This is a genomic window from Pseudomonas sp. MWU347, from assembly GCF_017947305.1.
Lineage (GTDB): Bacteria > Pseudomonadota > Gammaproteobacteria > Pseudomonadales > Pseudomonadaceae > Aquipseudomonas > Aquipseudomonas putida_A.
Genome location: NZ_JAFGZB010000002.1, coordinates 218,149 through 233,130 on the forward strand (window position 1 = coordinate 218,149; position 14,982 = coordinate 233,130).

General features: G+C 61.7%; 13 protein-coding genes. 2 read left to right on the forward strand and 11 right to left on the reverse strand.

Features of this window, described 5'->3' with window-relative positions; genetic code table 11:
• Positions 1 to 95: 95 nt before the first annotated feature.
• Positions 96 to 1,310, reverse strand: a complete 1,215-nt coding sequence (gene serB / locus KCG87_RS04610) for a phosphoserine phosphatase SerB (protein WP_139053506.1) — start codon at positions 1,308 to 1,310, stop codon at positions 96 to 98.
• A gap of 134 nt (positions 1,311 to 1,444) precedes the next feature.
• On the opposite strand from serB, the gene KCG87_RS04615 reads away from it, so the two are divergent.
• A complete protein-coding gene (locus KCG87_RS04615; RefSeq protein WP_096794755.1) occupies positions 1,445 to 2,959 on the forward strand; it encodes an AhpA/YtjB family protein in 1,515 nt (504 codons plus the stop codon).
• 300 nt (positions 2,960 to 3,259) lie between these two features.
• On the opposite strand, the gene KCG87_RS04620 is transcribed toward KCG87_RS04615, so the two are convergent.
• From KCG87_RS04620 to KCG87_RS04660, 9 genes are all read right to left on the reverse strand, one after another.
• On the reverse strand, positions 3,260 to 3,970 hold the full coding sequence (locus KCG87_RS04620; protein WP_095138104.1) for an ABC-type transport auxiliary lipoprotein family protein: 711 nt from the start codon (positions 3,968 to 3,970) through the stop codon (positions 3,260 to 3,262).
• Between the two features lie 186 nt (positions 3,971 to 4,156).
• Positions 4,157 to 6,421, reverse strand: coding sequence for a DNA topoisomerase IV subunit A (gene parC, locus KCG87_RS04625; RefSeq protein WP_210556710.1), 2,265 nt, complete (start codon positions 6,419 to 6,421; stop codon positions 4,157 to 4,159).
• 7 nt (positions 6,422 to 6,428) lie between these two features.
• Positions 6,429 to 6,953, reverse strand: coding sequence for a TIGR02281 family clan AA aspartic protease (locus KCG87_RS04630; protein ID WP_027611396.1), 525 nt, complete (start codon positions 6,951 to 6,953; stop codon positions 6,429 to 6,431).
• Positions 6,950 to 7,939, reverse strand: coding sequence for an esterase-like activity of phytase family protein (locus KCG87_RS04635; RefSeq protein ID WP_041065760.1), 990 nt, complete (start codon positions 7,937 to 7,939; stop codon positions 6,950 to 6,952). Before KCG87_RS04635 ends, KCG87_RS04630 begins: the two co-directional genes overlap by 4 nt.
• On the reverse strand, positions 7,939 to 9,846 hold the full coding sequence (gene parE, locus KCG87_RS04640; RefSeq protein WP_095138100.1) for a DNA topoisomerase IV subunit B: 1,908 nt from the start codon (positions 9,844 to 9,846) through the stop codon (positions 7,939 to 7,941). Before parE ends, KCG87_RS04635 begins: the two co-directional genes overlap by 1 nt.
• Positions 9,847 to 9,888: 42 nt before the next feature.
• On the reverse strand, positions 9,889 to 10,497 hold the full coding sequence (locus KCG87_RS04645; protein ID WP_134785294.1) for a YqiA/YcfP family alpha/beta fold hydrolase: 609 nt from the start codon (positions 10,495 to 10,497) through the stop codon (positions 9,889 to 9,891).
• 240 nt (positions 10,498 to 10,737) lie between these two features.
• Positions 10,738 to 11,553, reverse strand: a complete 816-nt coding sequence (gene cpdA / locus KCG87_RS04650) for a 3',5'-cyclic-AMP phosphodiesterase (RefSeq protein ID WP_098966917.1) — start codon at positions 11,551 to 11,553, stop codon at positions 10,738 to 10,740.
• A gap of 99 nt (positions 11,554 to 11,652) precedes the next feature.
• Entirely contained in the window at positions 11,653 to 12,105 is a 453-nt protein-coding gene (locus tag KCG87_RS04655) for a DUF1249 domain-containing protein (protein WP_007967395.1), read from the reverse strand.
• Entirely contained in the window at positions 12,096 to 12,713 is a 618-nt protein-coding gene (locus KCG87_RS04660) for an NUDIX domain-containing protein (protein WP_210556718.1), read from the reverse strand. The genes KCG87_RS04655 and KCG87_RS04660 overlap by 10 nt, the downstream gene beginning before the upstream one ends.
• 229 nt (positions 12,714 to 12,942) lie before the next feature.
• Between KCG87_RS04660 and KCG87_RS04665 the strand changes: the two genes are divergently transcribed.
• The gene (locus KCG87_RS04665) at positions 12,943 to 13,689 is read left to right on the forward strand and encodes an RsiV family protein (RefSeq protein WP_027611391.1); all 747 of its coding nucleotides are present in this window, start codon (positions 12,943 to 12,945) and stop codon (positions 13,687 to 13,689) included.
• Here KCG87_RS04665 and cytX read toward each other — a convergent pair.
• A complete protein-coding gene (cytX, locus tag KCG87_RS04670; RefSeq protein ID WP_210556720.1) occupies positions 13,658 to 14,950 on the reverse strand; it encodes a putative hydroxymethylpyrimidine transporter CytX in 1,293 nt (430 codons plus the stop codon). The genes KCG87_RS04665 and cytX overlap by 32 nt on opposite strands.
• Positions 14,951 to 14,982 lie beyond the last annotated feature (32 nt).

A 14,982-nucleotide genomic window follows, 5' to 3' on the forward strand; every position in this document is an offset into this window, starting at 1 on the left:
TGAGCCCTTCGCGAGCAAGCCCGCTCCCACAGGAGACCGAGTTCAATGTGGGAGCGGGCTTGCTCGCGAAAGGGCCCGCTCAGACTACAGAGATATCAGAGCTGCCCGTCGCGATCGCGAAAGCCCAGCAGATACAGCACGCCATCCAGCCCAAGGGTAGAAATCGCCTGCTTCGCCGACTGTTTGACCAGCGGCTTGGCGCGGAACGCCACACCCAGCCCGGCAATCGCCAGCATTGGCAGGTCATTCGCGCCGTCGCCCACAGCGATGGTCTGCTCCAGACGCAAGCCTTCCTTGTGCGCCAGTTCCTTCAGCAGATCCGCTTTACGCTGCGCATCGACGATCGGCTCGATGGCCACGCCGGTGCACTTGCCGTCGACCACTTCCAGTTCGTTGGCGAACACGTAGTCGATGCCGAGTTTGGCCTGCAACTGCTTGGCGAAGTAAGTGAAGCCGCCGGACAGGATCGCGGTCTTGTAGCCCAGGCGCTTGAGTTCGGCGAACAGGGTTTCGGCGCCTTCGGTCAGGCGCAGCGAAGCGCCGATCGAGTCCAGCACGCTGACATCCAGACCTTTGAGCAACGCCAGGCGCTCCTTGAAGCTGGCGCGGAAGTCCAGTTCGCCGGCCATCGCGCGCTCGGTGATGGCCGAAACTTGCTCGCCCACCCCGGCGGCCTTGGCCAGTTCATCGATGACTTCGGCTTCGATCAGGGTCGAGTCCATGTCGAACACCGCCAGACGCCGGTTGCGCCGGAACAGCGAATCTTCCTGGAAGGCGATGTCGACGTTCAGCTCTTGCGCGACGCTGAGGAATTCGGCGCGCAGCGCCTGCGGATCAGCCGCTTCGCCACGCACGGAGAACTCGATGCAGCCCTTGCCCTTGTCCGCCGGAGTGTCCAGCGGCATGCGACCCGACAGACGGTCGATATGGTCGATGTTCAGGCCATATTTGGCGGTGATCGCGCTGACTGCCTGCAATTGGCCGGCCGTCACTTTGCGGGTCAACAGGGTGACGATGTGGCGTTTCTTGCCCTGATTGCCCACCCATTGCTGGTAATCCTCTTCGGACACCGGGGTGAAGCGCACCTGCTGGTCGAGCTCGTAGCCCTTGAACAGAATGTCCTTGAGCACGGCTTTGCCTTGCTCGGAGTCGGGAATCTCGACCAGGATGCCGAACGACAGGGTGTCGTGGATCACCGCCTGACCAATGTCGAGAATGTTCACACCACCCTGGGCCAGAACGCCGGTAATGGCCGCAGTCAGACCCGGACGGTCGACTCCCGTGATGTTAATCAGGACGATTTCGCGCAACGCGCACCCCCGCAACTGGAAAAAAACCGCATTCTACCCACTTTCAGTGACCATCGGGCACCGCGAGCGCTTTGCCGGTCTAGGGCCTGTCGCTATACTGCGCGTCAACTTCACGGACAAAAGAGCCGAGCTCAGTGAACCGGCCCACGCCAGTTAAAACCGATAACTTCTTCCTGCTGATCTTCCGTGCACTGCGCCACCGCCGTGTGCCGATTGCATTGCGCATTGCCAGCCATAACGTGATCCTGGTCGCTCTGGCCCTGGTGATCTATGCCGGGGTGATGGGCCTGCAGTTCAAGCAGGCCATGCACGAGCAGGCCGATGCGCTGGGCGAAAGCCTGACCACGCAGACCGCCACCTCTGCCACTGAACTGTTGGTGTCCAACGACATCCTCAGCCTCAACGTGCTGCTCAACAACCTGACCAAGAACAAGCTGGTGGCCCACGCGGCTATCTATAGCGTGGACAACCGCATCCTCGCCGAATCCGGTCAGCGCCCCAAGCACAGCCTGCTGGGCGAAGCCGAGGGCATGTACGAGAGCAAGATCACCTTCCAGGACGTGACTGCCGGGCAACTGCGCATCAGCCTGGACATGGATCAGTTCCAGCAGCCGATGACCATCAGCCTGCAGAGCATGGGCATTCTCAGTGCGATCCTGCTGGCCTTGTCGCTGGCCCTGAGCCTGCGCATGGGGCGCTATCTATCGACGCCGTTGCTGCAATTGCGCGTCTGGCTGCGGCGCATCGACGAACACACGCCGGGCATAGATCGTCAGGACGAAATCGGCGATCTGGCGCGTCAGCTGCACGCCAACTACGCTCCGGAGCCTGCGCCTGAACCTGAGCCAGAGCCGGAACCCGAGTTCGAGGAAGAGGATGAACCAGAGTTCGAAGTGCGCAACCTGCGCGATCCGAGCTTTGACGAAACCCGCCCGATGGCCGCGCAAAAACCGGCGCCGCGCCACGTGGTCAGCACCGTTGAAGACGATGATGACGACGAAGACCCGTTTGCCGATCTGCGCGACGAGTCGCTGACCGAAGCTGTTCCGGCGCCGCGTAAAGCGACACCAAGCGTGCCGCAGCACAGCGCGGTGCTGGCGATCCAGCTGGGTTCGCAAGAGCAACTGCGGCGCCTGCCGCGTGCCCGTCTGGAAGAGTTGCTGGAGCGCTACCGCGATTGTCTCGATCAGGCCGCTTCGCTGTATCAGGGCGAAATCGAAACCCTGAACGATGGCAGCACACTGATGCTGTTCCACACCGAAGACAGCGGTGACGACTACCTGACCAACGCCATCTGCTGCGGCGAGTTGCTGCGGGCGCTGGGCCATCAGTTGCAGATCGAAGTCGCCGACAGCGGCATCACCCTGCAATTGCAACTGGGCCTGACCCTGGGCGACGAGCTGTTCGGCCTGAGCCAGATCGACCTGCTGCTGACCGATTCGGCTCAGGATGCCCTGGCCCTGTCGCAACACAGTCGCAACCTGCTGCTGGTCGAGCGCAAGATCGGTGACGATGCGCTGATTCGTCAGCGTGCGCGGATCCGCCCGATCGCCAGCCCTGAGGGGGCCTGCTGTGTCGAGCGGTTGATGGAGCCTTATCCCTCGATGCTCGAGCGACAACTGGCGCGGATGCATGAGCGCCGGGCGTAAGCCTTAGCCAGATGCACAGAAGCCCGCAGACAAGTGATTGTCTGCGGGCTTTTTTGTGGGCGATTGAAAAGCCCCTCACCCTAGCCCTCTCCCGGAGGGAGAGGGGACTCATTGGGGGATATTCCAGAGTTACACCGACCTGCCCCTGCTCTACCGAATCCACAATCGCCAACATCTTCCAGGTGGACGTATGACGCATAACACCTCGGTCAGTCCCCTCTCCCTCCGGGAGAGGGCTAGGGTGAGGGAGATACAACAAAGCCCGCAAAAGGCGGGCTCTGGTTTGACGCTGATTCAGACTTAGAAGCGGAACACTTCCATATCCGTGCGAATCGGCGAAGCCATCGGAATCTTCGGCTGCTTCTCTGCATCCGCCGCCGGCGCTGCCGGTTTAGGCGCTGCCTTACGCGGTGCTTCGGCCACCGGAGGCTGGTTGGCCAATGGCTTGAGCGCCACCGACAACTGCTCGGCCAGACGCTGCAGCAGAATCCCCTGCGCCTGCACCTGCGAAGCCGTGGTACCGGCATGCAGCTCCTGCAGATGAACGATGCGGTTATCGCGCACCTGACCACGACGGTCGATCAGACGCCATTGTGCATCGAGGATCGCCGGTTGCTTCTCACCGGAGTCCAGACGCGTGATGGTCAGCAATACCTGCACATCCGGGGCAAATCCCAGTGTGGCCGGTGCCAGTACCACACGCTGGCTGTCCAGATGACCGGCCACCTGACGCATCAGCAATTGATCGATATCCGACGAAAGGCTGCCCGCCCAGCGACCGTCGGTCGAGGCTTGCAGGCTGCCGTCCGGTTGACGTTGCAGCAAAGTTTCACGTTGCAGGTAATCAGCAATGACTACCGGACCCAACAAAACCGCCATGCCTGTGCTTTGCGCAGGCTGAGCCGGACTTCCGCTGTCCAGCTGATACAGCGACACCGGCTGGTGAACGCTGCAACCCGCCAGGCCCAAAACGCCGGCGAGCAGGAAAATAAGGGGGCGCAGAGCAGTCATCATCCCGTCCAGGTGGCCGCCACAAGGCTGACCACAGTGAAAATACTCAATAAATATGAAGAACGCTCGGCCACGCCGGCGCTTGGAAAGGCCATATCATCCGTGAATATGCGTTCCGACTCCAGCGCCAAAGCGTCGATCTACGCGTTAAATCGTAGATCGACGCCTCTAGATGGGCGTTTTCGCCTAATTGAGGTTTTCGACGAGCAGTGCATCGACCCGCTGGAAGCCACGTGGAAGCTTGTTGCCACGCCGTCCACGCTCACCTTTGTAGTGTTCGAGGTCTTCAGCTTTCAGTTTATACGGACGTTTGCCTGCTTGCAGGATCAACGTTGCACCCGCGGGAATCACAGCAATGTCCGTGACAAACTCTTCACGGCTGGCGACACGGTCACCCGGTACACCGATGATCTTGTTGCCCTTGCCCTTCGCCAGCTGCGGCAAATCGCTGATATTGAAGACCAGCATCCGCCCCTCGCTTGTCACGGCGGCAAGCAAGTCATTCTCGCGATCAGTCACCGGACGCGGCGCGATCACCTTGGCGTTGTTCGGCAAGCTCAACAGGGCTTTACCGGCCTTGTTCTTGGCTTGCAGGTCTTCGCCCTTGACCACGAAACCGTAACCGGCGTCGGAGGCGATCACGTACAGCGCATCGTCTTCCGGCATCAGCACGCACTCGAAGGTCGCACCCGGTGGCGGGGTCAGACGGCCGGTCAACGGTTCGCCCTGGCCACGCGCCGACGGCAAGGTGTGGGCGGCGACCGAATAGCTGCGGCCAGTGGAGTCAATTACCACGGCAGACTGGTTGGAACGTCCCGACGCCGAGGTCTTGAAGCCGTCACCCGCCTTGTACGACAGGCCGGTGGCATCGATGTCATGGCCTTTGGCCGAACGGATCCAGCCTTTTTCCGACAGCACGACGGTAACTTTCTCGTTCGGCAGCAGATCGTGTTCGGTCAGCGCTTTCGCTTCAGCACGTTCGACGATCGGCGAACGACGGTCATCGCCATAGGTTTCAGCGTCTTTGAGCAGCTCGGTGCGCACCAGCTTCTTCAGCTTGGCTTCGCTGCCCAGCAGGGCTTGCAGCTTGGCCTGTTCCTTGAGCAGTTCGTCTTGCTCGTCGCGCAGCTTCATCTCTTCCAGACGCGCCAACTGCCGCAGGCGGGTGTCGAGGATGTAGTCGGCCTGGATCTCGCTGAGGGCAAATCGCTCGATCAGCTTGGCTTTCGGGTGCTCCTCGGTGCGGATGATGTGGATCACTTCATCCAGGTTGAGGTAGGCGATCAGCAAACCGTCCAACAGGTGCAGGCGACGCTCGACCTTGTCGAGGCGGAATTGCAGGCGGCGCCGCACGGTCAGCACGCGGAACTCCAGCCATTCGACCAGCAATGCACGCAGGTTCTTCAGCTGCGGCTTGCCATCCAGACCGATGATGTTGACGTTGACCCGGTAGGTCGATTCCAGCTCGGTGCTGGCGAACAGGTGCTGCATCAGCGCTTCGTGATCGACGCGGCTGTTGACCGGAATGATCACGATGCGGCACGGGTTTTCGTGGTCGGATTCATCACGCAGGTCAGCGATCTGCGGTGCTTTCGACGGCTTGGCCTGCATCAGCGCGGCGATCTGCTCCAGCACTTTGGCCCCGGAGACCTGGTGCGGCAGCGCGGTGACGATGATGTCGCCGTCCTCGACGTGGTACACGGCGCGCATGCGTACCGAGCCCTTGCCGGTTTCGTACATTTTCAGCAGGTCGGCGCGCGGCGTGATGATTTCCGCTTCGGTCGGATAGTCCGGGCCTTGAATGTGTTCGCAGAGCTGTTCGACCGTGGCTTTCGGCTCATCGATCAGGCGCACACAAGCGGTGGCGACTTCGCGCAGGTTGTGCGGCGGCACGTCGGTGGCCATACCGACAGCGATGCCGGTGGTGCCGTTGAGCAGGATGTTCGGCAAACGTGCCGGCAACACCAGCGGTTCCTGCAGGGTGCCGTCGAAATTCGGGCCCCAGTCAGCGGTGCCCTGGCCCAGTTCGCTGAGCAGCACTTCGGAATAGCGCGACAGGCGTGCTTCGGTGTAACGCATGGCGGCGAAGGACTTCGGATCGTCCGGCGCACCCCAGTTGCCCTGGCCGTCGACCAGCGTGTAGCGATAGCTGAACGGCTGGGCCATCAACACCATCGCTTCGTAACACGCCGAATCGCCGTGCGGATGGAACTTGCCGAGCACGTCACCGACGGTACGCGCCGATTTCTTGTGCTTGGAATCGGCGTCCAGCCCCAGCTCGCTCATCGCATAAATGATGCGCCGCTGTACCGGTTTCAGGCCGTCGCCGATATGCGGCAGAGCACGGTCCATGATCACGTACATGGAGTAGTTGAGGTAGGCATTTTCGGTGAAGTCAGCCAGCGATCGGCGTTCTACGCCGTCTAAGCTGTCTGCAAGGATGTCGCTCATGCGGGCCTCATCGGTTCGTTGTCTGGCGCAGCAGCATGGTGCCGCCGCGCTGGGTAAATTCAAGTTTGTTCAGGGCGCTCATGCCGAGCAGCACCTGATCGCCATGCAGACCTGGCGCCACCAGCGCGCGGACGTCCCGCAGCACGATGTCGCCCAGTTGCAGGCGGTCGATCTTTGTCCGGTAGCCTTGGCTCAGGCCGTTGGCCGTGCTCAGGGTCACGCCGAAACCTTCTTCCAGCTTTAACCGTTTGGCCAGATCCGCCGGGATCGCCACATCGGTCGCGCCGGTGTCGAGCATGAACTCCACCGGCTCACCGTTGATCTGGCCGCTGGCGACAAAATGCCCTTGGGCGTTGCCGGCCAGCTTCACTTCGATCACGCCACCGTGCTGCTCGGACGTGACCACCACGTTCGGATTCTGCTGACGTTCTTCCCACTGGCCGAAAAACCGCGTGGCCAGAAACAGCCCCGCGCACCAGGCCAGAATCATCAACACCCGGCCGGCGCGTTTGCCCGGCGGTTGCTGACTCACGGCTTGGCGCTCCAGCCACCTTCAGGCGCGGCGAAGCGCCAGACGATCGGTCGAACCTCTCCGTCGGCGCGGGGGCCGAAATTATTGTCGACGCCGACCCACGCACCCTCAGCGTCAACGATCAATGCCTCTTCCAACCCGAAGTTTTGCGAGTAACGGCGGTTGGCCTGCAACAGTTCAGCGGCGTACGACCAGCAGCGCTCGACCTTGGCAGTCTGCGCATCGCGCCGACAAATCTGGAAGGCGTTGCGTTCAAGGGTAAACAATTTGCCGTTGAACAACGAAAGGTCGGAAAAGTCGCGGTCGACCGCTTTGGCGTGCGGGAACTGCGGCGGCTGCATCTCCTTGCCGCCCTCGCTGAGCAGCACGCAACGACCGTCGCAATCCCACACCGTCTGCTGACGCTTGATCAGCAGCAAGCCGCGGTTTTGCCGTTCGCCGGCCAGCCACATCTGATCGCCCGCCGGGTTGATCGCCAGACCTTCGAAGATCGCATTGAAATGCAGGAGCATGCCACTGGCCCGCGCTTCGCGAACCATCATCGGCGAAATCTTCAGCCAGTTGACCGGGCCGCTGACGGGCACCTGCAAGACCGCCGCGTGGCCCTCGCTGACAATGTAGCGATTGCCGGCGCTGTCGCAGCTGATGCCTTCGAAATCGAGGTCGCCACCGCGCACGAACGACGCGGCCCAATTGCGCGAGCGCAATCCCCACGGCAAACCGGTCTCCGGCACCAGCGGCACGTCGATGTGCAAGGCTTCGGCCTGCCAGACCTGATCGGCGGTATTGAGCCGATAGATCTGATCGTCATCGCGGTCCGACACCGTCCACAACTCGCTGCCACACATGGCCAGTCCCGACAGGTTGCCACCACGCATGCCTTCGACCGGATGTTCCGAGAGCACGCGCAATTCCTGCAGCGGCTCCGCCGACACGCTCATCGCACTCAGCAGCAACGCACCCGCCAAGGCCCAGCCAAACCGCATCAGGCCAGCACCTCGGCCAGGTTGCCCTTGGATTCGAGCCAGGTCTTGCGGTCACCGGCGCGTTTCTTCGCCAGCAGCATGTCCATCATTTCCGAGGTTTCGGCGAAATCCTCGCCCAGCGTCAGTTGCACCAGGCGCCGGGTGTTCGGGTCCATGGTGGTTTCACGCAGTTGCGGCGGGTTCATTTCACCCAGACCTTTGAATCGGGTGACCTGCGGTTTGCCGCGTTTCTTCTCGGCAACCAGACGATCGAGAATCCCGTCGCGCTCGGCTTCGTCGAGGGCGTAGTAGATCTCTTTGCCGAGATCGATGCGGTACAGCGGCGGCATCGCCACGTAGACGTGACCGGCGTCCACCAGTGGGCGGAAATGCTGGACGAACAACGCGCACAGCAGCGTCGCGATGTGCAGACCGTCGGAGTCGGCGTCGGCGAGGATGCAGATTTTGCCGTAGCGCAGCTGGCTCATGTCTGCAGCGCCCGGATCGACCCCGATGGCCACGGCGATGTTGTGCACTTCCTGGCTGGCCAGCACTTCGCTGCCATCGACTTCCCAGGTGTTGAGGATCTTGCCGCGCAACGGCAGGATCGCCTGGAATTCCTTGTCCCGCGCTTGCTTGGCGGAACCACCGGCGGAATCACCTTCGACCAGGAACAGCTCGGAACGCATCGGATCCTGTCCGGCGCAGTCAGCCAGTTTGCCCGGCAACGCAGGGCCTTGGGTGACGCGCTTGCGCTCGACCTTTTTGCTTGCCTTGAGGCGGCGACCGGCGTTGTTGATCGCCAGTTCGGCCAGCGCCAGACCGGTTTCCGGGTTGGCATTGAGCCACAGGCTGAATGCATCTTTCACGACGCCGGAAACGAATGCCGCCGCTTCACGGGACGACAGACGCTCTTTGGTCTGGCCGGAGAATTGCGGCTCCTGCATCTTCATCGACAGCACGAAAGCGATGCGCTCCCAGACGTCTTCCGGCGCCAGCTTCACCCCGCGCGGCAGCAGGCTGCGGAATTCGCAGAACTCGCGCATCGCGTCGAGCAGGCCCTGACGCAGACCGTTGACGTGGGTCCCGCCCTGCGCCGTCGGGATCAGGTTGACGTAGCTTTCCTGCACCGCGTCGCCACCTTCCGGCAGCCACAGCAGCGCCCAGTCCACCGCTTCTTTATTACCGGCGAGGCTGCCGCAGAATGGCTCGTCCGGCAGGCGTTCGAATTCGCTGACCGCGTCCACCAGATAGGAGCGCAGGCCGTCTTCGTAATGCCATTCGACTTTCTCGCCGGTGCCCTTGTCTTCGAAGCTGACCAGCAGCCCCGGGCACAGCACAGCCTTGGCCTTGAGCACGTGCTTGAGGCGGCTGATGGAGAATTTCGGTGAATCAAAATATTTCGGATCCGGCGCGAAGTACACGCTGGTGCCGGTGTTGCGCTTGCCAACGGTGCCGACGATTTCCAGCTCGGTGGCCTTGAAGCCATCCTTGAAGGTCATCTGGTATTCGTTGCCGTCACGCTTCACGCGCACCCGGACTTCGGTCGACAAGGCGTTGACCACGGAAATACCCACCCCGTGCAGACCGCCGGAGAACTGGTAGTTCTTGTTGGAAAACTTGCCGCCCGCATGCAGCTTGGTGAGGATCAGCTCGACACCCGATACGCCCTCTTCCGGGTGAATGTCGACCGGCATGCCGCGACCGTCGTCGCTGACTTCCAGCGAGTGATCGGCGTGCAGAATGACCTGCACCGATTTGGCGTGGCCGGCCAGGGCTTCGTCGACACTGTTGTCGATGACTTCCTGGGCGAGGTGGTTCGGCCGACTGGTGTCGGTGTACATGCCGGGGCGTTTGCGCACCGGGTCGAGGCCCGAGAGGACTTCGATGGCGTCGGCGTTATAAGAGCTAGCGCTGGGAGTGGCCATAGGGTCTCGTCGTCAGTGATTCAATGAAAAAGGGGCAAGACTTCACAGTGCGGTGAAATCGATTGCCTGATACAAATCGGCGCCAATGCCGGCAAAACTCAACAACGCCGGTAATTGTTCGGCAAAACCCTGGTAACCATGGTCGCCGCCGGCCTGAATGCGCAAGGCGCAGGCCCGGTAATGCTGCTGGGCGAGGCGATAATCCAGTGTTTCATCGCCGGTCTGCAACCACACCTGATAACGCTGTGCATCCACGGGTGCCGGCACTTCCAGCTCGGCCAGGGCCGTCACATGGTCGTGGGTCAATTCCCAGGTCTCATCGGTATACAGGTTTTTCTGTGTGCCCAGGTAGCCGTCGAACATCCGGTGCGGGCTGACCGCCGGGTTGACCAGCAGGGCTTTCAAGCCGTGGCGCTCAGCCAGGTGAGTCGCATAGTAGCCGCCGAGTGAGCTTCCCACCAGCAACGGCCGGCCCAGCTCGGCAATCGCCCGCTGCAACTGACCGATGGCTTCACGCGGGTGGTGATGCAGCGCCGGGACACGCAATTGGTCGCTCAAACCCAGCCGTTCCATCACCTCGACCAGCTGACAGGCCTTTTTCGAGGCCGGCGCGCTGTTGAAACCGTGGATATAGAGGATCGAACCGGACATTTGAGCTCCCTGGGTGTCGGCGAAAGATAGCGGAGTTTACAGGGAGAAAGCCCCTCACCCTAGCCCTCTCCCGGAGGGAAAGGGACTGAATGGGGGATATTCAAGAGCTACACCGACTTGAGCGAGTTTCAGCGAATCCATAATCGACACATTCTTTCAGGTCGATGGATAACGCCAGACACCTCGGTCAGCTCCCTCTCCCTCCGGGAGAGGGCTGGGGTGAGGGGCTCTTGATCGAAATCAGTAGCCTTCGGAGCCGTAATCGACGGTGAATTGGAAGTCGGTAACGCGCTCGACACCGGTTTCCAGCCGCCCGTCCGGCAACAGCCGCAACCAGCGATAGCCCGGCGCCTGTTCGCCGACCTTGAAGTCGTGACTGCCGGGCTCGAACTGAATGCAGGTCGATGGCGAGGCCATCAGCCGTACGCCGTTGCGTTCGCGGTCGATCTCCTGATGCACATGCCCCCACAGCACCGCGCGAGCCTGAGGAAAACGATCGAGCACGTCGAAGAATGCTTCGGGATTGCGCAAACCGATCGGCTCCGCCCAGGCACAACCCACCGGCACCGGATGATGGTGGAAACACACCAGATGATGGCGCTCCGGCGCTTCGCTCAGCGAGCGCGCCAGCAGTTGCAACTGATCATCCTGCAGATACCCCGGCACAGAGCCCGGCACCGCCGAGTCGAGCAAGGTCACGCGCCAGTTGCCGACATCGACCACTGACTCCAGCAATGCACTTTGCACTGCGGCCTGAGCCATGATTTGCGGCTCATCGTGATTGCCGGGAATCCAGCGCGCCGGCGCATCGATCTGCGCCGTCATCTCACGAAACTGTTGATACGACTCCAGAGTGCCATCTTGGGAAAGGTCCCCCGTGGCCAGAATCAAGTCGATCCGAGGTTGCTGCCTGAGCACCAGTTCGATGACCTTTTGCAGGCTCTCGCGGGTGTTCATGCCCAGCAGTGTGCCGTCCGCCTCGGCGAACAGATGACTGTCGGATAACTGCACCAGCAACGCCGGATCGGCGGTGGTCAATGTGGATACGCTCGGCAAGGCGTTCTCCCAGGGCAAAAGCACGGAATCGGTTGAGTGCCGCAATTATGCTGGGGGATGACGCAAAGAGGAAACCGGCGAACCGGACGCAGTTCACAACTAGCGTACGACTTCGTACTCGTGCCCCAGGGCCAGACAATGGCTCAGCCATTCCCCGAGGAACAGATTGAGCTGGGCCTTTTCATCCGGCTGATGCATCGCGGCGTTCGGGTAAGGATAGATGCCGCGAAAGCGTCGTGCATGTTCGGCGCTGATCACCTCGGCCATGCGCGCGTCGTGATAGACCTGCACTTCCAGTTGCGGCACCGGCAGCCACGGCAAACTGTGTTCCTGACGCACCTGCAAAGTGGTGGTGTAGGGGCAAGTCTGCAGCACTTCGAGGGCCAGCACGCCGAGCATCTGCTCGCCCTGGGTCACGGCGATCCGCCGCGCCTCGGGGTCGTTGCGCATGTCCGGCACCAGTCGCATCAGGCGCGCGTAGTTGGCCTCGCAGGCGGCTTGCAGCCCGGCGAGGTCGACTCGATAGCGATCGCGCAGCTTGTTTACGACCATAACCCCCTCACTTCGGCGCGGTTCAGCGCCAGCCATTGCAAGGCGATGATGCTCGCCGCGTTGGCAATGCGTCCGTCACGGACGGCCTGCAAGGCATCTTCAAAGGCCCAGACCGTGACACGGATGTCTTCTGCTTCTTCCTCCAGCCCATGCAGGCCGCCTACGCCTTCTGTACTGCAACGCCCCAGAAACAAATGCACGTATTCGTTGCTGCCACCCGGCGACGGGAAATATTGGGTCATCGGCCACAGGGCCTTGATGTCCAGCCCAGCTTCCTCCTGCGCCTCGCGGTGAGCAACTTCTTCCGGCACTTCGGCCTTGTCGATCAGACCGGCGACCAGTTCAACCAGCCACGGGTTGTCGGTCTTGCCCATGGCACCGACGCGAAACTGCTCGAGCAGCACCACTTCATCGCGCTGCGGATCGTAGGGCAGCAGGCACACGGCATCGTGACGCACGAAGACTTCGCGGTTGATCTCGCGGCTCATGCCCCCGGCGAACAGCTCATGGCGCAGGTGCAAACGGTCGAGCTTGTAGAAGCCCTCGTAGCAGCGCTCGCGCTTTACAACATCGACGGTGGCCGGAGTGGCGTTGGCAAAATCTGTCATGAGCATCCTCTCTTGCTGCAAATCCAATACGAGGCTGCTTTTGGTTACTGGCGGCCTCGACTTCGCGCCATCCTAACGCGCCCGCGATGATTGATGCAGCCCCTTTACCGTCAGCGGGATGGACGGTGGAGGCGAAACCCACTCTAATTAGCTTAGTGGCGAACTGACTGCTTCGGCGAGAGTCGAAGCGGATAACTTTTTGCCTTCCCCTGTTTCAGAAAGGACGCCCATGTCGCTTTTCAAAATTGCCTCCGTGGCCGCCATCGCCCTGACCCTGGGCGCCTGCGCCAACCTGTTCCAGCCCAACTACCGCACGCCGCTGGAAACCACCCGCGATGCGTCGGAAACCCTGAAACCCGGCTGTTCCAACCCGGACTGCCCGCTGGTGAATATCGATACCGTGCACTTCGCGGCCGAGCCTGCGCTGGACGGCATTATCGAAAAACGCCTGCTGCAAATGACCCGCACCGAGCAAAACGCAGCGGTAGCGCCAACCCTGGCCGCCTATCGTGATCAATTCCTGCGCAACGCCGGCCCGCGCAACAGCAGCTATTTGCAGGCCAAGGTACGCGAGCAGCATGACGGCTTGGTGATCATCGAACTGTCGAGCTACCTCGACACCGGCGGCGCCCATGGCACGCCGGGCCGCGGTTTCATCAACTATTCGCGTCAGCAGCATAAAGTGCTGAACCTGTCGGACATGTTGCTGCCGGGTCAGGAAGAGGCGTTCTGGAAAGCGGCGCAAGTGGCGCATAACAGCTGGCTGATCAGCACCAAGCTCGATCAGGAAGCGGATTTCGTGAAGAGCTGGCCGTTCGTCAAAACCCCGAACGTGGCGCTGACCTACGGTGGCGTGATCCTCAAGTACGACGTGAGCACCATCGCGCCTTACGCGCTGGGCCACGTCGAACTGAAGATCCCTTACCCGCGTCTGAACGGCATTCTCAAACCCGAGCTGTTTCCCGGCCGTAACTGAACGCCCGACCGAGCACCAGTTGCAACAGCCCTGCCAGCACCAGTGCCGGCAGGGTCGCGCCGACATCCGGATACAGATTCGCCAGCAAGTGGTAGGTGCTGATCCCGCCCAGCCACGCCAACAGCGCCGGCCAGCGCAATGCGGCTGACGCCACCTGAGCGCTGCGCTTGCGCAGGATGAAGTGATCCACCAGCACCACGCCGAACAGCGGCGCAAACACCGAGCCGATCAGCAACAGGAAGTTCTGGTACTGCGCCAACGGCGCCAGCAGTGCAATCAGGGTGCAGATCACGCCGATGGCCAAGGCCAGATGCTCGACTTTCAAGCGCAACAGAATCCCGCTCGACACCGCGGCCGAATGAATGTCGGCGAAAGCGTTTTCCGACTCATCCAATAGAATCAGCAACAGTGGAATGCCCAGACCGGCCCCGGCCAGTGCCAGCAGCAACGCATTGACTTCTCCGCTCGGCGCAAACGCCAGGGTGTAGGCCACGCCGAGGCTCATCAACCAGAAATTGCCGATGAAGAAACCGATGGCGGTGCCGCCGAACACGTGCTTCGCACGCTTGCCGAAACGCGAGTAATCGGCGATCAGCGGCAGCCACGACAACGGCATGGCGATGGCAATATCGAAGCCCACGGCGAACGGCATCGAACCGTCCCCGGCACGCGCCCAGAGTGCCGCCAGATCAGCCTTGGCGAACAGATTCCAGGTCAGCCAGATGCACGCGGCGAGGATCAGCCAGATACCCCATTTACGCAGGATCTTGCGCACGAACGTCAGCGGCCCGCTGACTGCGAGCAAAGTCGCCAGTGCACCGAAGCACAAGGTCCAGAGCATCGGACTGGCCCACAGCGAACCCTCGCTGAACGCGCGAGTGCCGAGCAGGCTGGCGGCGTCACGCATGACGATGATTTCGAACGAGCCCCAACCGATCAGTTGCAGCAGGTTGAGCAGCGCCGGCAGGCTCGCGCCTTTGCTGCCGAGGCTCAGTTTCAGTGCGGCCATCGACGACAGACCGGTGTCGCTGCCGATCACGCCGACCGCGGCCAGCAGCAGCACGCCAACCAGCGTGCCGAGGAAAATCGCCAGCAGCGAACCGGAGAGGCCCAGACCCGGCGCGAGCAAGGCGCCGGTCTGCAATACCATCAAGCCGATGCCGAGGGAAAACCACAGGGAAAACAGATCGCGACCGCCGAACACCCGCTTGTCGGCGGGTACGGCGAGGTCAGGGGAATAAGTGCCGGGTTGAATGCTCAAGGGTGTTATCTCAGAGGGACATTTGTTGTTGT